The organism is Gordonia sp. N1V (assembly GCF_029269935.1).
In the GTDB taxonomy this organism is placed as follows: Bacteria; Actinomycetota; Actinomycetes; order Mycobacteriales; family Mycobacteriaceae; genus Gordonia; species Gordonia polyisoprenivorans.
The window spans coordinates 67,453-92,274 of the sequence record NZ_JARJDD010000005.1; the positions used below are offsets into that span (position 1 = coordinate 67,453).

General features: G+C 69.3%; 25 protein-coding genes. 22 read left to right on the top strand and 3 right to left on the bottom strand.

What is annotated here, in order from left to right:
- Positions 1–48 precede the first annotated feature (48 nt).
- Positions 49–606: a hypothetical protein gene (locus P3L18_RS08560; RefSeq protein WP_079929609.1), complete on the top strand. Its 558-nt coding sequence runs from the start codon at positions 49–51 to the stop codon at positions 604–606.
- Between the two features lie 36 nt (positions 607–642).
- Here the strand turns inward: P3L18_RS08560 and P3L18_RS08565 are convergent, their stop codons facing one another.
- Complete coding sequence (locus tag P3L18_RS08565) at positions 643–1,143, bottom strand: B-4DMT family transporter (protein ID WP_006370248.1); 501 nt, start codon at positions 1,141–1,143, stop codon at positions 643–645.
- 102 nt (positions 1,144–1,245) lie between these two features.
- Between P3L18_RS08565 and P3L18_RS08570 the strand changes: the two genes are divergently transcribed.
- From P3L18_RS08570 to P3L18_RS08665, 20 genes are all read left to right on the top strand, one after another.
- Positions 1,246–2,352 (top strand): aminopeptidase P family protein, encoded by a 1,107-nt coding sequence (locus tag P3L18_RS08570; RefSeq protein WP_079929610.1) that lies wholly within the window; start codon positions 1,246–1,248, stop codon positions 2,350–2,352.
- A gap of 35 nt (positions 2,353–2,387) precedes the next feature.
- Positions 2,388–2,951 (top strand): elongation factor P, encoded by a 564-nt coding sequence (gene efp, locus P3L18_RS08575; RefSeq protein WP_006370250.1) that lies wholly within the window; start codon positions 2,388–2,390, stop codon positions 2,949–2,951.
- A 14-nt stretch (positions 2,952–2,965) separates the two neighbouring features.
- Entirely contained in the window at positions 2,966–3,433 is a 468-nt protein-coding gene (gene nusB / locus P3L18_RS08580) for a transcription antitermination factor NusB (protein WP_006370251.1), read from the top strand.
- Between the two features lie 124 nt (positions 3,434–3,557).
- Positions 3,558–4,145: a bifunctional pyr operon transcriptional regulator/uracil phosphoribosyltransferase PyrR gene (gene pyrR / locus P3L18_RS08585; protein ID WP_006370252.1), complete on the top strand. Its 588-nt coding sequence runs from the start codon at positions 3,558–3,560 to the stop codon at positions 4,143–4,145.
- Positions 4,145–5,095: an aspartate carbamoyltransferase catalytic subunit gene (locus P3L18_RS08590; protein ID WP_006370253.1), complete on the top strand. Its 951-nt coding sequence runs from the start codon at positions 4,145–4,147 to the stop codon at positions 5,093–5,095. Before pyrR ends, P3L18_RS08590 begins: the two co-directional genes overlap by 1 nt.
- Positions 5,092–6,402, top strand: coding sequence for a dihydroorotase (locus P3L18_RS08595; RefSeq protein ID WP_276113875.1), 1,311 nt, complete (start codon positions 5,092–5,094; stop codon positions 6,400–6,402). Before P3L18_RS08590 ends, P3L18_RS08595 begins: the two co-directional genes overlap by 4 nt.
- The gene (locus tag P3L18_RS08600) at positions 6,399–6,965 is read left to right on the top strand and encodes a hypothetical protein (RefSeq protein ID WP_020171422.1); all 567 of its coding nucleotides are present in this window, start codon (positions 6,399–6,401) and stop codon (positions 6,963–6,965) included. The genes P3L18_RS08595 and P3L18_RS08600 overlap by 4 nt, the downstream gene beginning before the upstream one ends.
- Positions 6,962–8,131 (top strand): glutamine-hydrolyzing carbamoyl-phosphate synthase small subunit, encoded by a 1,170-nt coding sequence (gene carA / locus P3L18_RS08605; RefSeq protein ID WP_079929611.1) that lies wholly within the window; start codon positions 6,962–6,964, stop codon positions 8,129–8,131. The genes P3L18_RS08600 and carA overlap by 4 nt, the downstream gene beginning before the upstream one ends.
- Entirely contained in the window at positions 8,131–11,481 is a 3,351-nt protein-coding gene (gene carB / locus P3L18_RS08610; protein WP_079929612.1) for a carbamoyl-phosphate synthase large subunit, read from the top strand. The genes carA and carB overlap by 1 nt, the downstream gene beginning before the upstream one ends.
- On the top strand, positions 11,478–12,299 hold the full coding sequence (pyrF, locus tag P3L18_RS08615; RefSeq protein ID WP_079929613.1) for an orotidine-5'-phosphate decarboxylase: 822 nt from the start codon (positions 11,478–11,480) through the stop codon (positions 12,297–12,299). Before carB ends, pyrF begins: the two co-directional genes overlap by 4 nt.
- 22 nt (positions 12,300–12,321) lie before the next feature.
- Positions 12,322–12,960, top strand: a complete 639-nt coding sequence (locus P3L18_RS08620; RefSeq protein ID WP_079929614.1) for a response regulator transcription factor — start codon at positions 12,322–12,324, stop codon at positions 12,958–12,960.
- Positions 12,957–14,228: an ATP-binding protein gene (locus P3L18_RS08625; protein ID WP_276113876.1), complete on the top strand. Its 1,272-nt coding sequence runs from the start codon at positions 12,957–12,959 to the stop codon at positions 14,226–14,228. The genes P3L18_RS08620 and P3L18_RS08625 overlap by 4 nt, the downstream gene beginning before the upstream one ends.
- 492 nt (positions 14,229–14,720) lie before the next feature.
- Positions 14,721–15,035 carry an integration host factor, actinobacterial type gene (mihF, locus tag P3L18_RS08630; protein WP_006370261.1) on the top strand — a complete coding sequence of 105 codons (315 nt, stop codon included), beginning with the start codon at positions 14,721–14,723 and terminating at the stop codon, positions 15,033–15,035.
- A gap of 26 nt (positions 15,036–15,061) precedes the next feature.
- The gene (gmk, locus tag P3L18_RS08635; RefSeq protein ID WP_276113877.1) at positions 15,062–15,652 is read left to right on the top strand and encodes a guanylate kinase; all 591 of its coding nucleotides are present in this window, start codon (positions 15,062–15,064) and stop codon (positions 15,650–15,652) included.
- A gap of 100 nt (positions 15,653–15,752) precedes the next feature.
- On the top strand, positions 15,753–16,052 hold the full coding sequence (gene rpoZ, locus P3L18_RS08640) for a DNA-directed RNA polymerase subunit omega (RefSeq protein ID WP_006370263.1): 300 nt from the start codon (positions 15,753–15,755) through the stop codon (positions 16,050–16,052).
- A 19-nt stretch (positions 16,053–16,071) separates the two neighbouring features.
- Complete coding sequence (gene coaBC, locus P3L18_RS08645; RefSeq protein WP_276113878.1) at positions 16,072–17,370, top strand: bifunctional phosphopantothenoylcysteine decarboxylase/phosphopantothenate--cysteine ligase CoaBC; 1,299 nt, start codon at positions 16,072–16,074, stop codon at positions 17,368–17,370.
- A 70-nt stretch (positions 17,371–17,440) separates the two neighbouring features.
- The gene (gene metK, locus P3L18_RS08650) at positions 17,441–18,652 is read left to right on the top strand and encodes a methionine adenosyltransferase (RefSeq protein ID WP_006370265.1); all 1,212 of its coding nucleotides are present in this window, start codon (positions 17,441–17,443) and stop codon (positions 18,650–18,652) included.
- Positions 18,653–18,732: 80 nt separating this feature from the next.
- Positions 18,733–20,691: a primosomal protein N' gene (locus tag P3L18_RS08655; RefSeq protein ID WP_265078037.1), complete on the top strand. Its 1,959-nt coding sequence runs from the start codon at positions 18,733–18,735 to the stop codon at positions 20,689–20,691.
- Positions 20,692–20,746: 55 nt separating this feature from the next.
- On the top strand, positions 20,747–21,682 hold the full coding sequence (fmt, locus tag P3L18_RS08660; protein WP_276113966.1) for a methionyl-tRNA formyltransferase: 936 nt from the start codon (positions 20,747–20,749) through the stop codon (positions 21,680–21,682).
- Positions 21,679–23,139 carry a transcription antitermination factor NusB gene (locus tag P3L18_RS08665; RefSeq protein ID WP_276113879.1) on the top strand — a complete coding sequence of 487 codons (1,461 nt, stop codon included), beginning with the start codon at positions 21,679–21,681 and terminating at the stop codon, positions 23,137–23,139. The genes fmt and P3L18_RS08665 overlap by 4 nt, the downstream gene beginning before the upstream one ends.
- 32 nt (positions 23,140–23,171) lie before the next feature.
- Here P3L18_RS08665 and P3L18_RS08670 read toward each other — a convergent pair whose 3' ends face one another.
- Entirely contained in the window at positions 23,172–23,438 is a 267-nt protein-coding gene (locus tag P3L18_RS08670) for a helix-turn-helix transcriptional regulator (protein ID WP_014359929.1), read from the bottom strand.
- Positions 23,439–23,539: 101 nt separating this feature from the next.
- Here P3L18_RS08670 and map point away from each other — a divergent pair, with 101 nt between their 5' ends.
- Positions 23,540–24,304 (top strand): type I methionyl aminopeptidase, encoded by a 765-nt coding sequence (gene map, locus P3L18_RS08675; RefSeq protein ID WP_276113880.1) that lies wholly within the window; start codon positions 23,540–23,542, stop codon positions 24,302–24,304.
- Positions 24,305–24,350: 46 nt separating this feature from the next.
- On the opposite strand, the gene P3L18_RS08680 is transcribed toward map, so the two are convergent.
- The gene (locus P3L18_RS08680; protein WP_276113881.1) at positions 24,351–24,809 is read right to left on the bottom strand and encodes a hypothetical protein; all 459 of its coding nucleotides are present in this window, start codon (positions 24,807–24,809) and stop codon (positions 24,351–24,353) included.
- Positions 24,810–24,822 lie beyond the last annotated feature (13 nt).

A 24,822-nucleotide genomic window follows, 5' to 3' on the forward strand; every position in this document is an offset into this window, starting at 1 on the left:
TGGTTCTGGGCCGCACGATTCTGGGCCGGACAACGAGGGACGGCGTCGGTGTGTGAACAGTGTGTCGTCTCGCCCGTCTACTTCGGCGAACCGCTACCCGGGTGGACGCTGGCGCGCGCTCGGCTGGAATCGCCGGTGGCCGACTGGCGCCAGGGACAGTGGGGACTGATCCGCGCGGACGACCCGACTTTCGTGTGGTGGACCACCCCGACACCGAGTCCGACGCGGGGTATGTCGGAGGACGAGGAAGACGCGTGGTGGGCCGAACGGTCTGGGGGACACCAGGACCTCGCGGCGCAGGACCCCGAGGTCGAACGCGAACTCTGGGCCACCGACGAACGGTGCGCCGACTTCCTCTCCGCTTTCCGTGCGTGCTCACCGAACGACGGCTTCGATCTGGTGACCGCCGCCGCCCACTGTGGCTACGAACGTGCTCGTGACGGAGTTTTCGAGATCTGGTTCTTCGACTACCTGGGTGACCATCTTCGCAGCGCGCCTGCAGAGGTCGATCCGTACGATGAGCGGCCCGAGTTGGTGCGCGATCTGCCCTTCGACGCCACTATCGGGCGGCACCCGTTGCCTGGCGAGCCGTTCTACCGACAGTGAGTCTCCGCACGCTGCCCGAGGACCGGGCGAGGTGCGTCAGACCCGCTCGATCTGCTCGGTTGGTTGCGCGTCGGGGTGCACCGACCAGTCGTCGTCGTGGGAGTTCTTGCGCTGATCGCGGCGCATCAGCCAGCGACCCACCGCCGCGCCGACGAACGCGGGGACAAAGATCAGCAGCGCGGTGAACGAGCCACCGGCGATCAGTTCGACCCACAAGCTGGCCTGGCCGATCCCGGCGAAGACGAAGCTGCCCAGGATCCAGGAGATGAGGCCCGCGACGACACCTGCGAAGACGCCGGCCTTGAGCCAGCGGACGGTCAGGTCCTCGTAATCGTCGGGATCGGGGTTGGCCCGCGCGTCGGCGATGCCGTCGATGCCGCCCCAGAGCAGGGACACCAGCACGACCACGGCGACCGCGATCGTCTTCCACACCGTGGAATGCAGGGGAGCGTGGATGATGGCCAGTCCGAGTACCACTCGGGCCGCGACGTGTACCGCGGTCATGACGACTCCGCGCAGCAACCAGGAGGAGAACATGCCGAACACGTTACTAGAGGGTCAGCACATCCAGTGCTCTTGGCCACACTTTGCATCATGTCGTATGCCCTGTCCCGGAATGCGTCGGGCTAGCGTGAACCGATGACCCCCACACATGACCACGCCGGTCGTCGTGATCGGCTGCGCGACCTGATCGTCAGTGGTGACCACGCCGTCGATGCCTTCCTGGTCGGTGATCTCACCAACGTGCGCTACCTGACCGGGTTCACCGGCTCCAACGGTGCGGTGTTGATCTCGGCCTCGGGTCCGGCGGGTGACCGGATCTGCACCGACGGCCGTTATCAGACCCAGGTCGGTGAGCAAGCCGGCGACCTCGAGGCCGTCCTCGCCCGCGACTGCCCACCGGCACTGCTGCGCGTCGCCGCCGACGCCGGGGCGCGCCGGGTCGGTTTCGAGGCCGACGCCCTCACGGTCGCCGCGCACCGGGCCCTCGGTGCGGACGCACCCGACGGTGTCGAACTCGTCGGCCGGACCGGCCTGGTCCAGGGCCTACGGGAAATCAAGGATGCCGGGGAGATCGCACTGCTGCGGCAGGCCTGCCGGATCGGGGACGAGGCACTCGCGGCACTCATCGACGGCGGAGGATTACGGGCGGGTGCCACCGAACGAGAGGTCGCTCGCGTCCTGGAATGGGAGATGTACCGGCACGGCGCCGACGCGGTGGCCTTCGAGACGATCGTCGCCGCCGGCGCCCATTCGGCGATCCCACACCATCGCCCCACCCACGAGGTGCTCGCCGACGGCGACTTCGTCAAGATCGACTTCGGTGCGGTGTTCGGCGGTTACCACTCGGACATGACCCGGACCTTCGTGCTCGGTCGCGCCGCACCGTGGCAGCGTGAGATCTACGAGCTCGTCGCCACCGCACAGTCCGCCGGGCGGGCGGCGCTGCACCCGGGTGCCGACCTGCGCGGGGTGGACGCCGCGGCCCGGACGGTGATCGCCGACGCCGGTCACGCGGAGAACTACGTGCACGGTCTCGGACACGGAGTCGGCCTCGAGATCCACGAAGCGCCCGGAATCGGCAAGCTCGCAACGGGTACACTGCCTTGCGGCGCAGCGGTGACCGTGGAACCCGGGGTCTACCTCCCGGGCCGAGGTGGAGTCAGGATCGAGGACACCCTCGTCGTCACCGACGGCGATCCGGAGCTGCTGACCGCCAGCGACAAGACATTCACCGTCATCTGACGGTTCTCGACGTCAAGAAGGAAGAGACGACACATATGGCGACCACCGCCGATTTCAAGAACGGCCTCGTGCTGCGCATGGATGACCAGCTCTGGCAGATCCTGGAGTTCCAGCACGTCAAGCCCGGCAAGGGTCCGGCCTTCGTGCGCACCAAGATCAAGAACATCCTGTCCGGCAAGACCGTTGACAAGACCTTCAACGCCGGGGTCAAGGTGGAGACCGCGACCGTCGACCGTCGCGACATGACCTACCTCTACAACGACGGCACCGACTACGTCTTCATGGACGCCCAGGACTACGAGCAGTACTCGCTGGCACCGGCCACCGTCGGCGACGGCGCCCGGTTCCTGTTGGAGAACATGACCGTGCAGGTCTCGCTCAACGACGGCACCCCGCTCTTCGTCGAACTGCCGGTCACCGTCGAGCTCGAGGTCACCCATACCGATCCGGGCCTGCAGGGCGACCGCTCCACCGGCGGCACCAAGCCCGCCACCCTGGAGACGGGTGCCGAGATCGCGGTTCCGCTGTTCATCAACACCGGCGACAAACTGAAGGTCGACTCGCGCGACGGCAGTTACCTCGGCCGCGTCAACAACTAGCGAGATCCCCACACGTGAAGCAGCCCGGAACCCGACACAAGGCGCGCCGCCGCGCCATCGACCTGCTGTTCGAGGCGGAGGCCAAGGACGTCAGCCCGGCCGAACTCGTCGCCGAACGGCGGGAGCTGGTGCAAACCGACGAGAGTGTCGGACAGATCCATCCCTACACCGCGCGGGTCGTCGACGGTCTGGTCGCCGACGAGGCGCAGATCGACGCGGTCATCTCCTCGCACCTGAAGGGCTGGACCCTGCAGCGACTACCCGCTGTGGATCGGGCGATCCTGCGCCTGGCCACCTGGGAGTTGTTCAACGCCACCGACGTCGATCCGATCGTCGTGGTCGACGAGGCGGTCGAGCTCGCCAAGGAACTGTCCACCGACGACTCGCCCGCCTTCGTCAACGGGGTGCTGCAGACGATCGCCGACCTCGCCCCGCAGGTGCGGGCCGCGCAGGCGGCGGGTTCGGACCGCGACAACCACTGAGCTCGAGTCCACCGGGGCCGGCGCGGCTCGAGTCCGGTTCGGCGTACACGATGCCGGCGTGTAGTCTTGGCCGCGACAGACATCCTTTAACGATCCGTCCCGTGAGGCGGAGAAGGAGGTCGGCGTGGTCACGCCCACCGACGGTGCACCCTCAGGTAGACGAGTTCTCCTCGACGCCGGCGACGTCTCGCGGACCATTGCCCGCGTCGCACACCAGGTGATCGAGAAGAACGCTCTCGACGCCCCCGACGCCCCCCGCGTCATCATCATCGGGATTCCCACTCGCGGAACCACTCTCGCCGACCGCTTGGCCGCCAAGATCGGCGAATTCGCCGGACGCGACATCCCCGTCGGCTATCTCGACATCACCCTGTATCGCGACGATCTGCGCGACAAACCCCACCGCCCTCTCGAGCGCACGATGGTGCCGCCCGGCGGCGTCGACCACGCGATCGTGATCCTCGTCGACGACGTCCTCTACTCCGGTCGTACGGTGCGGGCCGCCCTCGACGCCCTGCGCGACCTCGGCCGCCCCGACGCGGTGCAACTCGCCGTCCTCATCGATCGCGGCCATCGCGAATTGCCTTTGCGCGCAGACTATGTCGGCAAGAACATCCCGACCTCGCGTGACGAGAGCGTGGCCGTGCACCTCGTCGAGCACGACGGGCTCGACGAGGTCGTGCTGAGCGCGGCCGGGTCGGGGGATCGCTGATGCGGCACCTGCTGTCCACCGAGGACCTGTCGGCGGCCGAGGCCACCGAGTTGCTCGACGAGGCCGAACGCTTCGAGCAGGCACTGACCGGACGTGAGGTCCGCAAGCTGCCGACGCTGCGCGGGCGCACCGTCATGACGGTCTTCTACGAGAACTCCACCCGCACCCGGGTGTCCTTCGAGACCGCAGGGAAATGGATGAGCGCCGACGTGATCAACGTCTCGGCCTCGAGTTCCTCGGTCGGCAAGGGCGAGTCGCTACGAGACACCGCGATGACCCTGCGCGCCATCGGCGCCGACGCGCTGATCGTTCGGCATCCGGCTTCGGGTGCGGCACAACAGATCGCGCAATGGACCGAGGGGCAGGACGGCATCGGTCCGTCGGTGATCAACGCCGGCGACGGCATGCACGAACACCCCACGCAGGCGCTGCTCGACGCCCTCACGCTGCGTCAACGACTCGGCTCGCTGCAGGGTCGCCGCGTCGCGATCGTCGGCGACGTCCTGCACTCCCGGGTGGCCCGCTCCAACGCTCATCTGCTCTCGACCCTCGGCGCGGAGGTGGTGCTGGTGGCGCCACCGACACTGCTGCCGGTGGGCGTCGACACCTGGCCGGTGACCGTGTCGAGCGACCTCGACGCCGAACTCCCGGCCGTGGACGCGGTGATGATGCTGCGCGTACAGGCCGAACGCATGAACGGCGGTTTCTTCCCCAGTGCACGCGAATACTCGGTGCGCTACGGGCTCTCCGAGCGGCGGCTGGGATTACTCGGTGACGACGCGGTGATCCTGCACCCGGGACCGATGTTGCGTGGCATGGAGATCGGTTTCTCGGTCGCCGACGCACCCGCGGCGACCGTCCTGGAACAGGTACGCAACGGAGTCCACGTGCGGATGGCGGTGTTGTTCCGCCTGCTCGTCGGGACCGAACAGTCAGGAGTATCGCAGTGAGCGCCCCGAGGAACATCGGAACTGTTGTCCTGCAACAGGTTCGGCCGTACGGCGAGGACCCGGTCGACGTGGTCGTCGTCGACGGGGTGATCACCGGGATCGGGACGTCGGTGACGGTGCCCGAGGGAGCCGAGCGCATCGACGGGGCCGGTGCCGTGCTCCTGCCGGGCCTCGTCGACCTGCACACCCATCTGCGCGAGCCGGGCCGGGAGGACACCGAGACCATCCGCACCGGCTCGCGGGCCGCGGCGCTCGGTGGGTACACGGCGGTGTTCGCGATGGCCAACACCGATCCGGTCGCCGACAACTCGACGATCACCGACAACGTATGGCGGATCGGCCGCGACGTCGGTCTGGTCGACGTCCACCCGGTCGGTGCGGTCACCGTCGGCCTCGGCGGTCAGCAACTCGCCGAGATGGGCATGATGGCGGCCGGCGTCGCGGGTGTCCGCATGTTCAGCGACGACGGGAAGTGCGTCCACGATCCGCTGATCATGCGGCGCGCCCTCGAATATGCCACCGGCCTCGGCGTACTGATCGCCCAGCATGCCGAGGAGCCGCGACTGACCAAGGGGGCCGTCGCCCACGAGGGTGCGAACGCGGCACGGCTGGGTTTGACCGGGTGGCCCCGCGCCGCCGAGGAATCGATCGTGGTGCGCGATGCGCTGCTGGCCCGCGATGCCGGGGCGCGAGTGCACATCTGCCACGCCTCCACCGAGGGCACCGTCGAGTTGGTGCGCTGGGCCAAGGAACAGGGCATCGCCATCACCGCCGAGGTCACCCCGCATCACCTGCTGCTCACCGACGAACGCCTGGCCACCTACGACGCGGTCAACAAGGTGAACCCGCCGCTGCGGGAGGCCCGCGACACCGCAGCGCTGGTGCAGGCACTGGCCGAGGGCATCGTCGACTGCGTGGCCACCGATCACGCGCCACACGCCGCGCAGGACAAGTGCTGCGAATTCGCCCTGGCCAAGCCCGGCATGCTCGGGCTCGAGACGGCGTTGCCGATCATCGTGGCGACCATGGTCGAACCCGGATTGCTGGACTGGCGCGGGGTCGCCCGGGTGATGAGCGAACGGCCCGCGCAGATCGTCGGACTCACCGATCAGGGTCGTCCCATCGCCGTCGGCGAACCGGCCAACCTGACCCTGGTCGACCCGGACTCGCCCTGGGTCGTGCGGGGAGAAGAGCTGGCCAGTCTGTCGTCGAACACGCCGTACGAGGAGATGACGATGCCCGCGCGGGTGATCGCCACGCTGCTGCGGGGGGTCGTCACCGCCCGGGACGGGCAGGCGAGCGCATGAGTGAGATCTTCCTCGACCTGATCATCGTGATCGTCGTGCTGGCCGCGTGGCTGGCGCTGGTGGCCCTGTTGCTGCGGGGCTGGCGCAATCGAGGTCGACGCCAGGCCGAGGCGATCGGCGAGATCCCGGCATTCCCCGACGATCCGGGTATCGCGCTCCTCGGCCCGGATTCCGGACTGTACCTCGGTGCCACCCTCGCACCGAGCTGGCAGAACCGGGTCGCCGTCGGCGATTTCGGTGATCGCGCCGCCGCCGACCTCTCGGCGTTCACCGACGGCATCGGCATCGAGCGCGCCGGGGCGTCGACGATCTGGATACCGCGGTCGTCGATCACCGCGGTCCGTACCGAGAACGGCCATGCAGGGAAGGTGATGGGCCGCGGCGGCGTGCTGGTGATCCGCTGGACACTGCCGTCGGGAACCGAGATCGACTCGGGCTTCCGCGCCGACGACAAGGCCGTCTACCCGCCCTGGATCGCCGAATTCACCGCGACACCGGCCGATTCCGAGACCCCGGCCCACGTTGAGACACTGACCGATAGCGAACAGGGGAAAGATCAATGACCGCAGCGGTTCTGGTGCTCGAGAACGGCCAGGTGTTCTCCGGGCAGCCCTACGGAGCCACCGGCGAGACACTCGGTGAGGCCGTGTTCTGCACCGCGATGACCGGATATCAGGAGACCCTGACCGACCCCAGCTATCACCGCCAGATCGTGGTGGCCACCGCACCGCAGATCGGCAACACCGGATGGAACACCGAGGACGGCGAATCGACCGGCAGCGCCGGCAGCGACGGCATCGACGGTGACTCCGGCAAGATCTGGGTGGCCGGTTACGCGATCCGCAATCCCACACGGCGCGTGTCGAATTGGCGAGCCACGACGAGCCTCGACGAGGAACTGACCCGTCAGGGCGTGGTCGGTATCGCCGGCATCGACACCCGCACGGTGGTGCGCATCCTGCGTGACCACGGATCGATGCGTGCCGGGGTGTTCTCCGGTCCGGCGCTCGCCTCGACCGAGGAGATGCTCGAGCGGGTACGCAGCCAGCCGTCGATGAAGGGCGCCGACCTCGCCGGCGAGGTGTCCACCGACCGGGGCTATCTCGTCGAGCCCGCGCAGCAGGCGCGACTGACCGTCGCCGCCATCGATCTGGGTATCAAGACCAACACCCCTCGGATGTTCACCCAGCGCGGCGTGGCGGTGCATGTGCTGCCCTCCGACACGTCCTTCGCGGCCATCCGCGAACTGCGGCCCGACGGGGTGTTCCTGTCCAACGGACCCGGCGACCCGGCGACCGCCGATGCCGCCGTCGCGCTGACCCGCGAGGTCCTCGGAGCGGATCTGCCACTGTTCGGGATCTGCTTCGGCAACCAGATCCTCGGGCGGGCGCTGGGCCGCTCCACCTACAAGATGACCTTCGGACACCGCGGGATCAACATCCCGGTCATCGACCACGCCACCGGCACGGTGTCGATCACGTCGCAGAATCACGGGTTTGCTCTCGAGGGCGAGGCCGGCGAGGAGTTCGACACCGACTTCGGACGGGCCCGCGTCAGCCACACCTGCGCCAACGACGGAACCGTCGAGGGTGTCGAATTGCTCTCGGGCCGTGCGTTTTCGGTGCAGTACCACCCGGAGGCCGCGGCCGGACCCCATGACGCCGCCTACCTTTTCGACAAATTCGTCACCCTGCTCGAGGGTGACCGCGCCAACGGAACGAGGGCCTGATGCCGCGCCGCACCGACCTGTCACACGTCCTGGTGATCGGTTCCGGACCGATCGTCATCGGTCAGGCCTGCGAGTTCGACTACTCCGGCACCCAGGCGTGCCGCGTCCTCAAGGCCGAGGGCCTACGCGTGAGCCTGGTGAACTCCAACCCGGCCACGATCATGACCGACCCGGAGTTCGCCGACGCCACCTACATCGAGCCGATCACCGCCGAATACGTCGAGAAGGTCATCGAGGCCGAACGCGACGCCGGGCACCCCATCGACGCCGTGCTGGCCACCCTCGGCGGTCAGACAGCGCTGAACACGGCTGTGGCACTGCATGATCGGGGTTCGCTGGAGAAGTACGGCATCGAGTTGATCGGCGCCGACTTCGATGCCATCCAGCGTGGTGAGGACCGGCAGATGTTCAAGGACATCGTCGCCAAGGTCGGCGGCGAGAGCGCCCGCTCCGCCGTCTGCCACACCATGGCGGAGGTTCGCGAGACCGTCGCCGAACTCGGCTATCCGGTGGTGGTGCGACCCTCGTTCACCATGGGCGGCCTCGGGTCGGGTATGGCCTACGACGAGAACGACCTCGAGCGCATCGCCGGCGGTGGACTCGCCGCGTCGCCGACGGCGAATGTGCTCATCGAGGAGTCGATCCTCGGGTGGAAGGAATACGAGCTCGAGCTGATGCGCGACAACCGCGACAACGTGGTCGTCATCTGCTCCATCGAGAACGTCGACCCGGTCGGGGTGCACACCGGCGACTCGGTGACCGTGGCCCCGGCGATGACACTCACCGACCGCGAATACCAGAAGATGCGCGACCTCTCGATCGCCATCCTGCGCGAGGTCGGCGTCGACACCGGCGGCTGCAACATCCAGTTCGCGCAGGACCCCGCCGACGGCCGTCTCGTCGTCATCGAGATGAATCCGCGTGTCTCGCGCTCCTCGGCATTGGCCTCCAAGGCAACGGGATTCCCGATCGCCAAGATCGCCGCGAAGCTCGCGATCGGGTACAGCCTCGACGAGATCACCAACGACATCACCAAGGAGACGCCGGCCTGCTTCGAGCCGACGCTCGACTACGTCGTGGTCAAGGCGCCGCGGTTCGCGTTCGAGAAGTTCCCCGGCGCCGACGACACACTGACCACCACCATGAAGTCGGTGGGCGAGGCGATGAGTCTGGGCCGGTCGTTCGCCGAGGCGCTGGGCAAGGTGATGCGGTCGCTGGAGAACAAGGCGGCCGGGTTCTGGACCGAACCCAACCGGCCCGACCCGTCGACGGTGGATCTCGAGGCACTGCTCGACGAGTTGCGCACCCCCAAGGACGGCCGGCTCTACGGCATCATGCTGGCCTTCGATGCCGGCGCCACCGTTGAGCAGTTGTACGAGGCCACCGCGATCGACCCGTGGTTCCTCGCCGAGATCGGCGGGATCGCGGCGCTCGGCGCCGAGATCCGCGACGCCGGGCAACTCACGGCGGAGTTGCTGCGCGAGGCGAAGTCGACCGGCTTCTCCGATCGCCAGATCGCGGCGCTGCGTTCCGATTTCGCCGACGAGGACGCGGTCCGCGCCTTCCGGCACGCCTCGGGTGTCCGCCCGGTCTACAAGACCGTCGACACGTGCGCGGCCGAATTCGAGGCCAAGACGCCCTATCACTATTCGACCTATGAGCTCGATCCGGCGGCGACCAGCGAGATCGCGCCGCAGCCCGATCGGCCCAAGGTCCTGATCCTGGGTTCGGGACCCAACCGCATCGGGCAGGGCATCGAATTCGACTACTCGTGCGTGCACGCCGCGCTCACGCTCAGCGAGGCCGGCTACGAGACGGTCATGGTCAACTGCAACCCGGAGACCGTCTCGACCGACTACGACACCGCCGATCGCCTGTACTTCGAGCCGTTGACCTTCGAGGACGTCCTCGAGGTGTTCCACGCCGAATCGGAGTCGGGCACCGTCGCCGGCGTCATCGTCCAGCTGGGCGGGCAGACCCCGCTAGGATTGGCCGACCGGCTCGAATCCGCGGGTGTCCCCATCGTCGGCACGAGCCCCGCGGCGATCGACCTCGCCGAGGACCGTGGTGAATTCGGCAAGGTGCTGACCGCCGCGGGACTGCCCGCCCCGGCGTTCGGGACGGCCACCAGCTTCGACGAGGCGCGCGAGACCGCCGCCCGGATCGGCTACCCGGTCCTGGTGCGTCCCTCCTACGTGCTCGGCGGGCGCGGTATGGAGATCGTCTACGACGAGTCATCCCTGGCCGACTACATCTCGCGCGCAACCGAATTGACCCCCGATCACCCGGTGCTGGTGGACCGGTTCCTCGAGGACGCGGTGGAGATCGACGTCGACGCGCTGTGCGACGGCACCGAGGTCTACATCGGCGGGATCATGGAGCACATCGAGGAGGCCGGTATCCACTCCGGCGACTCGGCGTGCGCGCTGCCGCCGATCACCCTCGGTCGCGCGGACCTGCAGATGGTGCGCGAGTCGACGGAGGCACTGGCCAAGGGGATCGGGGTGCGCGGACTGCTCAACGTCCAGTACGCGCTCAAGGACGACATCCTCTACGTGCTCGAGGCCAACCCCCGCGCGAGCCGCACGGTGCCGTTCGTCTCCAAGGCCACCGCGATACCGCTGGCCAAGGCATGTGCCCGCGTCATGCTGGGCACCTCCATCGCCGAGCTGCGTGATCAGGGCATCCTCGCCGCCGACGGCGACGGTGGCCACGCCCCGGTGCACGCACCGATCGCGGTGAAGGAAGCGGTGTTGCCGTTCAACAGGTTCCGCCGCCACGACGGCACCGGGGTCGACTCGCTGCTCAGTCCGGAGATGAAGTCCACCGGTGAGGTGATGGGCATCGACGCCGATTTCGGGCGGGCCTTCGCCAAGTCGCAGACCGCCGCCTACGGCTCGCTGCCCACCGACGGCGCCGTCTTCGTGTCGGTGGCCAACAAGGACAAGCGGGCGCTGCTGTTCCCGGTCAAACACCTCGCCGACCTCGGATTCACCATCCTGGCCACCGAGGGAACCGCAGAGGTGTTGCGGCGCAACGGCATCGAGTCGCAGACGGTGCGCAAGCACTTCGAGGCACAGCCGGGGGAGCCGACCATCCTCGACGCCATCCGCGCCGGTGAGGTGGCGATGGTCATCAACACGCCCTACGGCCAGTCCGGCCCGCGGGTCGACGGCTACGAGATCCGCAGTGCCGCCGTGGCCGCCGGAATCCCGTGTATCACCACGGTGCAGGGTGCCAGCGCGGCAGTGCAGGGCATCGAGGCCGCGCGGGGCAACCAGATGGGTGTCGAGGCGCTGCAGCGGCGCCACGCGGCCCTGGTGAACGAGCCGGGCGGGACCGAGAAGTGACCGGCTTCGGTCCCCGTTTCCGCACCGCCGTCACCGCACGGGGGCGGCTGTGCGCGGGGATCGACCCGCACGTCGAACTCCTCGAATCCTGGGGACTCGGAGCCGACCCGGCCGGGCTGGACCGCTTCGCCGACATCTGTATCGAGGCGTTCGGGTCGGTGGCGGCGGTCGTCAAACCGCAGGTGGCGTTCTTCGAGCCGTTCGGCGCGGCCGGCCTGGCGACCCTCGAACGGGTCATCGCCGGATGCCGCGACGCCGGGGCGCTCGTGCTCGCCGACGCCAAACGCGGTGACATCGGATCGACGATGGCCGCCTACGCGCGAGCGTGGCTCGACGATTCGTCGCCGCTGGCCTCCGACGCGGTCACCGTCTCCCCGTACCTCGGATTCGGTTCCCTCGCACCGGCACTCGACGCGGCACGCCCGGCCGGGCGGGGCGTGTTCGTCCTCGCCCGCACCTCCAACCCGGAGGGTGCGTCGGTGCAACTGGCCGATGCCGACGGGCGAACGGTGGGGCAGCGGATCGTCGACGCGGCCGCCGCGGTCAACACCGACGGCGCGGGCACGGTGGGCGTGGTGGTCGGTGCGACCCGTGCGCACAACCTCGATCTCACCGCACTCGCCGGTCCCGTCCTGGCCCCGGGCCTCGGCGCCCAAGGAGCACGCGCCGAGGATCTCGGTTCGGTCTTCGCCGAGGCCGACCTCGCCTGGCTGCTGCCGGCGAGTTCACGCGGGGTGCTGCGCGCCGGCCCCGACATCGGCGCGTTGCGCGCGTCGTTCGAGGCCGCGCGTGATGAGGTGGAATCAGCGCTGTCGTGAGGCCGGCGCCCGAGGAGGCCGCATGAACCGGACCATCAGCGTCGTGGTCGTCGACGATCACCCGTTCTTCCGGGACGGTCTGTTGCGAGGACTGTCGGCCAGCGGTCGCATCCGGGTGGTCGGGGAGGCCGGGGATGCGCGGTCGGGGATCGCCACGATCGGCGAACTGCAGCCCGACGTCGCCGTCGTCGACTACCAGATGCCCGGCATGACGGGTAGCGATCTCGTCCACGCGGTGACCCGGGACGGTGTCTCCACCAAGGTGCTGCTGCTCTCGGCGGTCACCGATTCGGTGGTCGTGTTCGACGCGCTGCGCGAGGGTGCGGCGGGCTACATGTCGAAGGACGCCGACCGCGACGCCATCGTCGGAGCCGTCGAACGGGTCGCGCGCGGCGAGACGGTCGTGCCACCCGAGCTCGCCGCCGGTCTCGTCACCCAGATCCGGGCGCACGCCGCTCCCGGTGTACCGACACTCAGTGAGCGAGAAAGCCAGGTGCTCAACGGTTTCGCGCGAGGCCTGTCCATTCCGCAGATCGCCGCCGAGCTCTACATCGGTGCGTCGACCGTCAAGACCCACGCGGGCAACCTCTATCAGAAGCTCGGTGTCTCCGATCGTGCCGCCGCGGTCGCCGAGGGCATGCGGCAACACCTCATCGAATGAGTCGGGAACCTCTCGGGCGGTGGCGGCCACGCGGGTTTTCCGCACCGGGTCTCGGTGAGCCGGCACTCGACCGAATCCTCTACGAACACGCCCTGCTCGGGCTGCGTGTGCAGGTGGTGGTGCGGCTGACGCTGGCGGTGTTCATGACGCTTGTCGTCGCCCTCGATCCACCCGCGCACCTGTTGGTGCCGACCTGGGCGGTCGTCGGCGCCTACGTGGTGTGGGCGGTCGCCAGCATCGTGCCCGCACGACGTGCCGGCCGGCGGACGCTGTACTGGGCGTGGCTGGCGCTGTTGGTCGATCTGGTGGCCCTCACCACCGTCGCGTCCTTCGCCGCCGCCTCCGACGCGACCAGCTGGACCTCGGATGTGCTGCTCACCGGGTTCGCGCTGCTCCCGATGGCGGCGGCCACGCAGTTGCGTCCGGCGGTGTGTGCCGCGATCGCGGTGCCGACCGCGCTGGTGTTCTTCATCACCAGTGCGGCCGCACGTACGGCCAACGGCGAACCCTGGTCGTCGGTGGTGTTGCACACGATGGTGATCGCCGGCCTCGGGCTCGCCGCGGTGCTGCTCTCGCGGGTCGCGCGGTCACGGGTGCTCACCATCGCCGTGCTGGCCCGCGAACGGGCGCAGTTGCTCGAGGATGCGCTGCGCGTCGAGGCTCGCGAGCGGCAGGCACTGGCCGAGGCGTTGCACGACGGGGCCCTGCAGTACGTGCTCGGTGCGCGCGCCGAGATGGACGCGGTGCGCCGGGGCGATCCGGTGGCGATCGATCGGGTCGAGATCGCCCTCGCCGAATCCGGCCGATTGCTGCGATCGACGTTGACGGCACTGAACCCGGCGGTCCTCGAGCATCACGGGTTGGCGGTCGCGGTCACCGAGCTTGCCCGGACGACGCAGGCATCGTCGGGGGTGACGGTGCTGGTCGACGCCGCGGCCTGGCCCGATGGGCCGACCCCGGTCGACCGGCTGCTGTTCGCGTCAGCCCGCGAACTGCTCACGAACGTGGTCAAACATGCCCGCGCGCACCGGGTGGAGCTCACGCTCGAGCACACCGACGGGCAGGCGCGGCTGATCGTCGTGGACGACGGTGTCGGCGTCACCGACGACGACGTGTCGGGCGAGCGACTCGACGCCCAGATGGCCACCGGCCACCTCGGGCTCGCCTCACGTCGGGTTCGGCTGGCCGCCGCCGGCGGATCCCTGACGGTCCGGGCCCGCCCCGGCGGCGGGACCGTGGCGATCGCGACGGTCCCGACAGACCGCTGAGCCGATCCGCCGAGCAGGTCCTCCGTTTGCCGGTTCGGGTCCCACGACACGCGCAACGTGCGGGGAATGTTCGGAGCAATTCGGCGTGACCACACCCGTCACACCAGTCCCAGAGCTGTCGCCGTGGGCAGAGTCGGTCGTCGCTCGGCGAGATCGCCGCATTCTGGTGTCGGCCTCGACACACCCCGCTCACCTGCGGTTATGGTCGCAACCATCCGGGTTGATGGGGTACGGTGATGCCCGATCGACCCGCCCACCGGCGGGCGGTCCGCGGGCAACCTACAGCACCGCCCACGCGGCGCTTGGCAGGGGTGGCCCTCGCAAATGCCTGCTCACGTGGGTACGGTCGCTTTCGCCGCACCAAATCGGTGAGTGCCGGTCGTGGCGATCCGTCGCAGCGACCCACCGCACCCGCTCACGAGCGGCCACACGCCACCGGGCACCACACGGTGCCGGTGCAGTCCAGATCGATAACGAAAGACGGAGGAACCCGTGGCGCTTCCCCAGTTGACAGACGAGCAGCGCGCCGCTGCGTTGGAGAAGGCTGCTGCCGCCCGCCGAGCGCGCGCCGAGCTCAAAGAGCGTCTCAAGCGTGGTGGCACCGACCTCAAGCAGGTGCTCAAGGATGCCGAAGATGACGAGATCTTGGGCAAGATGAAGGTCTCGGCCCTGCTCGAAGCCCTGCCGAAGGTCGGCAAGGTCAAGGCGCAGGAGATCATGAACGAGCTGGAGATCGCCCCGACGCGCCGCCTGCGCGGTCTCGGCGATCGTCAGCGCAAGGCGTTGCTCGAGAAGTTCAGCTCCTGACCGAGCACAACGAACACAGCAGCGTGATGGGCCAGCCCACACGTACGAGGGGCCGACTGGTGGTACTGGTCGGCCCCTCTGCTGTGGGCAAGTCGACGGTCGTCGGCAGGGTTCGGGAGCTGGTTCCCGACCTGTGGTTCAGTGTCTCGGCGACCACCCGCGATCCCCGCCCCGGCGAGGTCGACGGACGCGATTACCACTTCGTCTCCCGCGCCGACTTCGACCGCATGATCGCCGACGGCGAGTTGCTCGAATGGGCCGAGATCCACGGCGGGCTGCAGCGCTCGGGCACACCGTTGCGCCCCGTGGAGCAGGCGCTGGAGTCCGGCGTGCCGGTTCTGCTCGAGGTCGATCTGGTCGGCGCCCGCAATGTGCGACGCCGACTTCCGGAGGCGCACCTGGTCTTCCTGGCGCCGCCGAGCTGGGACGAACTGGAGTCACGATTGCGTGGTCGGGGTACCGAAACGCCCGAGGCGATCGACGCCCGACTGGCCACCGCGCGCACCGAGATGGCTGCTCAAGACGAGTTCGATCACGTCATCGTCAACTCCCGAGTCGACCGCGCCGCCGACGAATTGGTATCCTTGCTGGTCGGACCCGAATCAGCGGCGAGCTGACCGCCGCAGGCGCCGACGACGCCGGTTCCCGCCCGGACATCAACCCCGACAGACTTCCAACCTCACAGACTTTCCACCCCGACAACTCCCAGGAGTTCGCGTGAGCACGCAGACCAACTTCGACATGACCGAGATCGCCGACGCACCGGCCTACGACACCCCGTTGGGGATCACCAACCCGCCGATCGACGACCTCCTCGAGCGCGCTTCATCGAAGTACGCGCTGGTCATCTACGCGGCCAAGCGCGCCCGGCAGATCAACGACTACTACAACCAGCTCGGCGACGGCATTCTCGAGTACGTCGGCCCGCTCGTCGAGCCGGGCCTGCAGGAGAAGCCCCTGTCGATCGCGATGCGCGAGATCCACTCCGACCTGCTCGAGCACACCGAGGGCGAGTAGGAACCCCGCGGGCCCGCAGATGACCGCAGCGACGACCGGCCCGGCAGCACGCGGCCGCAAGCGCATCCTGATCGGGGTGGGCGGTGGGATCGCCGCCTACAAGGTGTGCTCGCTGATCCGGCACTTCACCGAGGACGGCCACGACGTCCGGGTCGCGCCGACGCGCAACGCGCTGGAGTTCGTCGGCGCCGCGACCTTCGAGGCGCTCTCCGGTAACCCGGTCAGCACCGAGGTCTTCGACGGCGTCGACGAGGTCGTCCACGTGCGGCTCGGCCAGGGCGCCGACCTGGTGATCATCGCCCCGGCGACCGCCGATCTGCTCTCCCGCGCCGCGACCGGCCGCGCCGACGACCTGCTCACCGCCTCGCTGCTGGTGGCGACGTGTCCGGTGCTGTTCGTGCCCGCGATGCACACCGAGATGTGGCGCCATCCCGCCACCCAGGCCAACGTCGCGACGCTGCGGGAGCGCGGCAACATCGTCATGACGCCCGCCTCGGGCCGGCTCACTGGGACCGACAGCGGACCCGGGCGACTGCCCGAGCCGCAGGAGATCGCCCTCATCGGTGAGCTCCTGCTCGACCGCGCCGACGCACTGCCGCACGATCTCGCCGGGGTACGCGTGCTGATCAGCGCGGGCGGCACCCGCGAGCCGCTCGACCCGGTCCGTTTCCTCGGCAATCACAGCTCCGGCAAACAGGGTTTCGCGCTCGCGCGCGCGGCTGCACAGCGCGGTGCCGAGGTCACCGTGGTGGCCGGGTCGACCGCCGGGGCCGGTGAACCCGCCGCCGTCGAGGTCGTCCCGATCGACAGCGCGCGTGAACTCGCCGCCGAGATGACCCACCGTGCCGCCGATGCCAACGTCGTCATCATGGCGGCCGCGGTCGCCGACTTCCGTCCGGTGTCCACCGCGGAATCCAAGATCAAGAAGGGCGACGCGGGCCCGGCTCCGGTCGAGTTGACCACCAATCCCGACATCCTGCGCGGACTCGTCGAGGCCCGCGACGCGGGGGCCATCCCGGTCGAGACGGTGATCGTGGGTTTCGCCGCCGAGACCGGCGACGAGACCGGCGGTGTCCTCGACCATGGGCGGGCCAAGCTCAAGCGCAAGGGGTGCGATCTCCTGGTGGTCAACGCCGTGGGAAATGGCAAGGCATTCGGCACCGAGGACAACACCGGGTGGCTGCTGTCGGCGCACGGCGAGGAGACCGCACTGCCGATGGGCACCAAAACACTCATGGCGAGCAGGATCCTTGACGCGGTCCGCTCCCTGGTGCCTGATGGATCGGGCACCGCAACGCCCGTCACGCACACGTCGTGACCCCTGTGTAGTTTTGTCTACGATCACCGGCGACGTCCGCACGTCGCCGTCACGACCTCGAGAGGATCCGATGTCCAGCTCTGCGTCCCGCCTTTTCACCAGCGAGTCCGTCACCGAGGGACACCCGGACAAGATCTGTGACGCGATCAGCGACTCGATCCTCGACGCCATCCTCGATCAGGACCCCAAGGCCCGCGTCGCGGTGGAGACCCTGGTCACCACCGGACAGGTGCACGTCGCCGGCGAGGTGACGACCAGCGCCTACGTCGACATCCCGGGCATCGTCCGCGGCAAGATCCTCGACATCGGCTACGACTCGTCGACCAAGGGCTTCGACGGCGCGTCGTGCGGTGTCAACGTGGCCATCGGCGCGCAGTCGCCGGACATCGCGGGCGGCGTGTTCAACTCCCACGAGAACCGCAGCGGCATCTCCGAGGACGAGATCGACGCCCAGGGCGCGGGCGACCAGGGCTTGATGTTCGGTTACGCCACCAACGAGACCCCGGAGTACATGCCGGTGCCCATCGCGTTGGCCCATCGCCTGTCGCGCCGCCTGACCGAGGTCCGCAAGTCCGGTGCACTGCCGTATCTGCGCCCCGACGGCAAGACCCAGGTCACCATCGAATACGACGGCGACAAGCCGGTTCGCCTCGACACGGTCGTGCTCTCCACCCAGCACGCCGCCGACATCGACCTGGACAACATGCTCACCCCCGACATCCAGAGCCAGGTCGTCGACCCGGTTCTGGCCGAGCTCGATCTGCCGGGTCTGACCACCGACGGTTACCGGCTGCTGGTGAACCCGACCGGCAAGTTCGTGCTCGGTGGTCCGATGGGCGACGCCGGGCTGACCGGCCGCAAGATCATCGTCGACACCTATGGCGGCATGGCCCGTCACGGTGGTGGCGCATTCTCCGGCAAGGACCCATCGAAGGTCGACCGCAGCGCCGCCTACGCGATGCGCTGGGTCGCCAAGAACGCGATCGCCGCGGGACTCGCCGACCGTATCGAGGTGCAGGTCGCCTACGCCATCGGCCGCGCCGCCCCGGTGGGCTTGTTCGTCGAGACCTTCGGCACCGAGAAGACCGACCCGGTGGTCATCCGCCGCGCGATCTCCGAGACATTCGACCTGCGTCCGCTGGCGATCATCCGCGACCTGGATCTGCTGCGCCCGATCTACGGACCGACCGCCGCCTACGGCCACTTCGGCCGTACCGACGTCGACCTCCCGTGGGAGCGCACCGACCGCGCCGAGAAGCTCCGCGCGGCCGCCGGACTGTAGTCCCCGCGTTGGCGGCCGGTGGTGACCGCGCCGGGGCCCGTGAGCGTGCACACTCCGCACCCATCGCCCGCGTCCTGCCGATGCTGGGGCTCGCCCACCTCGACCGGCCGTTCGACTACCTGATCGACACCGACCAGGACGACGACGCCGTCCCGGGCGTGCGGGTACGGGTCCGCTTCGCCGGCCGGCTCGTCGACGGTTTCCTCCTCGAACGGATCGACGACTCCGACCACGAGGGGCGCCTGGGCTGGATCGAACGGATCGTGTCGGCGGAGCCGGTGCTCTCGGCCGAGATCGCACACGTGTGTCGCGCTGTCGCCGACCGGTATGCGGGCACGATGTCCGACGTCCTGCGATTGGCCGTCCCACCCCGCCACGCGCGCACCGAGGCGCAACCGACCCCCATGCCGAGCACGGAGGTGGTGGCGCCCGACCGCAGTGCCTGGCAGGCCTATCGCACCGGCGCGGCGTTCCTGGAGTCGTTGGCATCGTCGAATCCGCGGGCGGTATGGCAGGCCACCCCGGGAGAGAGCTGGCCGCATCGGCTCGCCGATCTCGCCGCGCTGACCGCCGCCGCCGGTCGTGGCGTGGTCATCGTCGTTCCCGACCAACGCGACCTCGATCGCCTCTCGGCGGCCTGCGAGCCGCTGTTGGGCGATCGCTGCGTCACCCTCGCCGCCGGTCTGGGGCCGACCGCCCGCTACCGCCGGTGGCTGGCGGTACGGCGCGGAGGAGCTGACGTCGTCCTCGGCACGCGCAGCGCGATCTTCGCGCCCGTGCACGATCTCGGGTTGATCGTGGTGTGGGACGACGGTGACGACAGCCTCAACGAACCGCGCGCACCGTATCCGCACCCTCGGGAGGTCGCGGTGCTGCGCGCCCATCACGAGCAGGCCGGGCTGGTGATCGGCGGCTACGCGCGCACCGCCGAGGCGCAGGCACTCGTCGCCTCGGGCTGGGCGCACGATCTCGTCGCCGACCGCGCCGTCATCCGCGAACGTGGTGCCGCGATCGAGGCCATCACCGACGAGGACGTCCGCGTTGCACGGGACCCGTTGGCGCACACCGCACGTATCCCGGCGGTCGCCTTCGATGCCGCGCGGCGCGCGCTGGCCGCCGACGCGCCGGTGCTGTTCAGTGTCCCGCGGCGCGGGTACATCCCGTCGCTGGCCTGTGCCCGCTGCCGCGAACACGCCCGCTGCCGGGCATGCCACGGCCCGTTGCAGATGGACGTCCACGGATCGTTGTCCTGCCGGTGGTGCGGGCGTCCCGAGACCAACTTCCGATGCCCGGAGTGCGGCGGCACCCGCGTCCGCGCCCTCACCGTCGGCGCCCGCCGGACGGCCGAGGAACTCGGCCGGGCCTTCGCCGGCGCGCCGGTCGTCACCAGCGGCGGGACCGGCGTCGTCGACGAGGTGGAGCCGGGACCGCGCGTGGTGGTCGCCACGCCCGGGGCCGAACCGGTCGCGCCGGGCGGTTACGGGGCCGCGGTCATCCTCGACACCTGGGCTCAGCTCGACCGAGCCGACCTGCGGGCCGAAGAAGATGCCGTGCGCCGGTGGATGGCCGTCGGCGCGTTGGTCCGGGCCCGGCGGCAGGGCGGCACGATGGTCATCGTCGCCGACTCGACGTTGCATCCGGTACAGGCGCTGATCCGTTGGGACCCGGTCGGTTTCGCCGAGACCGAACTCGGGCGTCGCGTCGAGCTCGGCTTCCCGCCCGCGGTCACCATGGCCTCCATCGACGGCCCGGCCGAGCTGGTCACCGGTTTCGTCGACCAGATCGAGTTGCCCGACGGTGCCGACACGCTGGGCCCGGTGCCGCTGCCCGACGGTGTCCGCCCGCCCGCGGGCAGCGCCGACTGGGACCGGCCGGACGGGCACGGCGCTCCCGACGAGATCGAACGGATACTGATCCGCACCGACCGCCGCCAGGGTCGCCGGCTCGCCGAGGCCTTGCGCGCCGCGCACATCCGGCGCAATGCGCAACGCGAGACCGGACCGATCCGGGTCCAGGTCGATCCGCCTACGATCGGATGAGCGCCGCGCACGTCGTGCGCGGATCGAGATGATCGAACGAGTGGAGGAAACCGGCGTGAGAATCGTGTTCGCGGGAACACCGGAGGTCGCGGTGCCGTCACTGCGACGGCTCGTCGAGGGTTCCGAGCACGACGTCGTCGGCGTCATCTCCCGTCCGGATGCGGTCTCGGGTCGGGGCCGCAAGGTGCACCGGGCGCCGGTCGCCGAACTCGCAGATATTCACGGCATCCCGGTCATCACCCCGCGACGTCTCGGTGAACCCGAGGTCGCCGAGACGCTGCAGGGGTGGGCCCCTGACGCCGGGGCGGTCGTGGCCTACGGCGGGTTGGTGCCGCCGCCGCTGCTCGAGCTGCCCACCCACGGCTGGATCAACCTGCATTTCTCGGTGCTGCCCGCCTGGCGGGGCGCGGCGCCGGTCCAGGCGGCGATCGCCGCCGGTGACGCCACCACCGGAGCCAGCACCTTCCGCCTCGAGAAGGGCCTCGACACCGGGCCGGTGTACGGGGTGCTGACCGAGACCATCCGCGACACCGACACCAGCGGTGAACTCCTCGACCGTCTCGCCGACGCCGGGGCGGGTCTGCTCGTCGACACCTTGTCGGGGATCGAGGCGGGGGCGCTGACCCCGGTTCCGCAGCCGGCCGACGGCGTCAGCCACGCCCCGAAGGTCGAGGTCGACGACGCCCGGGTGCGGTGGGACCTGCCCGCGCACATCATCGATCGCCGCATTCGCGCGCACACCCCGGCACCGGGCGCGTGGACCACCCACGGTGACCTCCGACTCAAACTCGGGCCGGTCGCGATCGCGGATTCGACGGCACCCGAAAAGTTGGCGCCGGGTGAGGTCCACGTGACGAAGAAGGCCGTGTTCGTCGGGACGGGCACCACCCCGGTCCGCCTGGGCCTGGTGCAGGCACCAGGGAAGAAGCCGATGCCGGCGACCGACTGGGCGCGCGGCGCCCGCCTCGACGAGGGGAGTGTGCTCGGATGAGCAGACCACGCGGTGACCGCAACGGGTCCAACCGCAGCGGGACCGATCGGGACAATCATCGTTCCGGTCCGGGTCGCGGCTCCCGTAACGATCCGAAGGTGCGGGACAAGGCGGTAGATCCGGTCCGCGAGACCGCCCGCGATGTGTTGCGTGCCGTCCGTGAGCGCGACGCCTACGCCAACCTCGTGCTGCCGAAGATGTTGCGGGAGCGCCACATCAGCGGTCGAGACGCCGCACTGGCCACCGAACTGACCTATGGTTCGGCACGCGCACAGGGCATCCTCGACGCGGTCATCGCCGCCGCCGCGAACCGCCCGGTCGACGAGATCGACGGCAAGCTGCTCGACGTGCTCCGGCTGGGCACCTATCAGCTGTTGCGCACCCGGGTCGGTGCCCACGCGGCCGTCGACACCTCGGTGGACCTGGTCCGGTCCGAAGCCGGCATCGGGCCCGCCGGATTCGTGAACGCGGTGCTGCGCAAGGTCTCTCAGCGCGACGAGGAGTTGTGGGTCGATCTACTCGCCCCGTCCATGGCCGACGACCTGATCGGTCACCTGGCCTTCCGCTATGCGCATCCGCGGTGGATCGCGGAGGTGTTCTACGACGCCCTCGGCGGTTCGTTCGGGCAATTGCAGGCCGCGCTCGCCGCCGACGACGAGCGGCCACCGGTGCACCTCGTCGCGCGGCCCGGTTTCATCACGGCCGAGGAACTCGCGCTGACCAGCGGGGGAGAGATCGGCAGATACTCGCCGTACTGTGTCTACCTGCCCGGCGGCGATCCCGGTGACGTGGAGGCAATCCGGCAGGGCTACGCCGGCGTGCAGGATGAGGGCAGCCAGTTGGTGGCGCGGGCGGTGACGGTGGCCGACATCGGGGCCGACGGCGGTCGGTGGCTCGACATGTGTGCCGGGCCTGGCGGCAAGGCCGCCCTGATCGGTGCGCTCGCCGACATCGACAACGCGCACCTCGACGCCATCGAGGTCAGCGAGCATCGCGCCGACCTCATTCGCGGTGTGGTGCGCGATCTCCCGGTCGACGTCCATGTGGCCGATGCGCGCGATGTCACCGCCCACACCGGACTCGAGCCCGGCTTCGACCGGATTCTGCTCGACGCCCCGTGTACCGGCCTGGGATCGTTGCGCCGGCGGCCCGAGGCGCGGTGGCGCCGGCAGCCGACCGATGTTCCCGAACTCGTTGCGCTGCAACGAGAGTTGCTGACCGAGGCGCTGCGGCTGGTTCGTCCCGGCGGGGTGGTGCTGTACTCCACGTGCTCCCCGCACCCGGCGGAGACCACCGACCTGGTGTCGAGCGTGCTCGAATCGGTCACGACCGCACGCCAACTCGATGCGCGGCCACTCGTCGGCGCCATCGAACTCGGCGAGGGTCCGCATGTGCAGCTGTGGCCACACATCCATGGCACCGACGCGATGTTCCTCGCCGCGCTGACGCGCGACTGAGACGCGTGGACCGAGGAGCTGACGGGACCGGGTCAGACGGCGACGTCCTCGGCCGTCGCCGACCGCCATACCTCCACGGCGTCGGTGACCGGGAGCCCGAGTGCGTCACAAATGGCCACCACGGTGCCGAAACTGGGGGTGGCGATCCGGCCCACCTCGATCTTGCGCAGCGTCTCCGGCGAGATTCCCGCATCTCGCGCAATCGTTTCCGGGTCACGGCCGGCGCGGGCGCCGCGGAGCAGTGCGCCGAGCCGGCGGCCGGCCTCGACTTGTTCGGGGGTCAGTGGAACGCGCACCATGCCGGCCATCATAGCCGGTATTACTGTACCGATCCATGGTAGCGTCGACGGGTATAGAAATACCGATGTGGTTGCGACCGATGCGATCCGAGTGGAGTGCGATGATCGAACTGAAGTCCCCGGCCGAGATCGACAAGATCGCCGTCACCGGCCGCTTCGTCGCCGAAGTCCTGCACGAGATCGGCGGCCGGGCCCGGCCCGGGGTGAACCTGCTCGACCTCGAAGCGCACGCCCGCACGATGCTCGACACTCGGGGTGCCCGGTCGTGCTATTGGGATTACTCGCCCTCGTTCGGTCGTGGCCCCTTCCGCAACGTGATCTGCCTGTCGGTGAACGACGCTGTGCTCCATGGTCTTCCGCACGACCATGTGCTGGCCGACGGGGATGTGCTGACCATGGATCTCGCGGTGTCGATCGACGGATGGGTCGCCGATGCGGCGGTGACCACCCAGGTCGGCACCGTCGACGACGAGGTGAGCGCCCTGATCGATTCGACGCGTCGTGCACTGGCCGCGGGAATCGAGAAGGCGGTGCCACAGGGCCGTCTCGGCGACATCTCCGCCGCGATCGGTGCGGTCGCCCACGCCGACGGCTACCGCGTCAACACCGACTTCGGCGGACACGGACTCGGGCGGACCATGCACGAGGACCCACACATCCCGAACACGGGGCGCGCCGGACGCGGCATCCGCCTCAGGTCGGGGATGGTGCTCGCCCTCGAGCCGTGGTGGGGCCTGGGTACCGACGAACTCGTGGTCGACCCCGACGGGTGGACCCTGCGTCTGGCCGACGGACGCGTCGGCGCCCACACCGAGCACACCGTGGCGATCACCGACGAAGGACCGCGCATCCTCACGGGGGTATGACCGATCCGGGGTATGGCCGATCCGGGGGGCATGACCCGTCCGGCAATTACCGATCCGGCACCAGGGTGCCCTGGTGATACAGCGCCACCCAGTGCTCACCGTCTTCCTGCCCACCGATTTCCTGCCCACCGTCGTACCGCCAGATCGTTACCCGGCGCGACACCCTCTCACCCTGGTGCAGCGTATAGGTGACCAGCTGGGTGGCAGGGGCGATGCTGCGCACCACGAAATCCTCGACGCGCCAGTTCTCTTCGAGGTCGGTCGCGGCTGTGCTGCTGGCATGACGCCGGGCGAGCACCGACCACACGTATTCGCGGTCGTAGCGGCTGCCCGAGGCGCCGACCTCCGAGAAGTCCACATCGGTCATCCGGTCGAATTCGGCGCGGGAGAAGCCGCGCTCCCATCGGTGAAAGATCGGTTCACACCGCCACAGGGCCTCGGCGACCCCACCGGTGTCCTCGCCCGGGACCTCGCCGGTGTCGTTGTTCGAGACCTCGTCGTCCATGGTGTCGAGTGTC

What these genes read in the sequence shown, in the direction of transcription:
- carA (WP_079929611.1), top strand. Translation starts at nt 6,962, where the DNA reads ATGACCGCAGCGGTTCTGGTGCTCGAGAACGGCCAGGTGTTCTCCGGG.
- map (WP_276113880.1), top strand. Translation starts at nt 23,540, where the DNA reads ATGATCGAACTGAAGTCCCCGGCCGAGATCGACAAGATCGCCGTCACC.
- carB (WP_079929612.1), top strand. Translation starts at nt 8,131, where the DNA reads ATGCCGCGCCGCACCGACCTGTCACACGTCCTGGTGATCGGTTCCGGA.
- P3L18_RS08600 (WP_020171422.1), top strand. Translation starts at nt 6,399, where the DNA reads ATGAGTGAGATCTTCCTCGACCTGATCATCGTGATCGTCGTGCTGGCC.
- P3L18_RS08590 (WP_006370253.1), top strand. Translation starts at nt 4,145, where the DNA reads ATGCGGCACCTGCTGTCCACCGAGGACCTGTCGGCGGCCGAGGCCACC.
- P3L18_RS08670 (WP_014359929.1), bottom strand. Translation starts at nt 23,438, where the DNA reads ATGGTGCGCGTTCCACTGACCCCCGAACAAGTCGAGGCCGGCCGCCGG.
- P3L18_RS08565 (WP_006370248.1), bottom strand. Translation starts at nt 1,143, where the DNA reads ATGTTCTCCTCCTGGTTGCTGCGCGGAGTCGTCATGACCGCGGTACAC.
- efp (WP_006370250.1), top strand. Translation starts at nt 2,388, where the DNA reads ATGGCGACCACCGCCGATTTCAAGAACGGCCTCGTGCTGCGCATGGAT.
- P3L18_RS08680 (WP_276113881.1), bottom strand. Translation starts at nt 24,809, where the DNA reads ATGGACGACGAGGTCTCGAACAACGACACCGGCGAGGTCCCGGGCGAG.
- P3L18_RS08625 (WP_276113876.1), top strand. Translation starts at nt 12,957, where the DNA reads ATGAGTCGGGAACCTCTCGGGCGGTGGCGGCCACGCGGGTTTTCCGCA.
- metK (WP_006370265.1), top strand. Translation starts at nt 17,441, where the DNA reads ATGTCCAGCTCTGCGTCCCGCCTTTTCACCAGCGAGTCCGTCACCGAG.
- coaBC (WP_276113878.1), top strand. Translation starts at nt 16,072, where the DNA reads ATGACCGCAGCGACGACCGGCCCGGCAGCACGCGGCCGCAAGCGCATC.
- P3L18_RS08665 (WP_276113879.1), top strand. Translation starts at nt 21,679, where the DNA reads ATGAGCAGACCACGCGGTGACCGCAACGGGTCCAACCGCAGCGGGACC.
- P3L18_RS08620 (WP_079929614.1), top strand. Translation starts at nt 12,322, where the DNA reads ATGAACCGGACCATCAGCGTCGTGGTCGTCGACGATCACCCGTTCTTC.
- gmk (WP_276113877.1), top strand. Translation starts at nt 15,062, where the DNA reads ATGGGCCAGCCCACACGTACGAGGGGCCGACTGGTGGTACTGGTCGGC.
- P3L18_RS08570 (WP_079929610.1), top strand. Translation starts at nt 1,246, where the DNA reads ATGACCCCCACACATGACCACGCCGGTCGTCGTGATCGGCTGCGCGAC.
- P3L18_RS08655 (WP_265078037.1), top strand. Translation starts at nt 18,733, where the DNA reads ATGCTGGGGCTCGCCCACCTCGACCGGCCGTTCGACTACCTGATCGAC.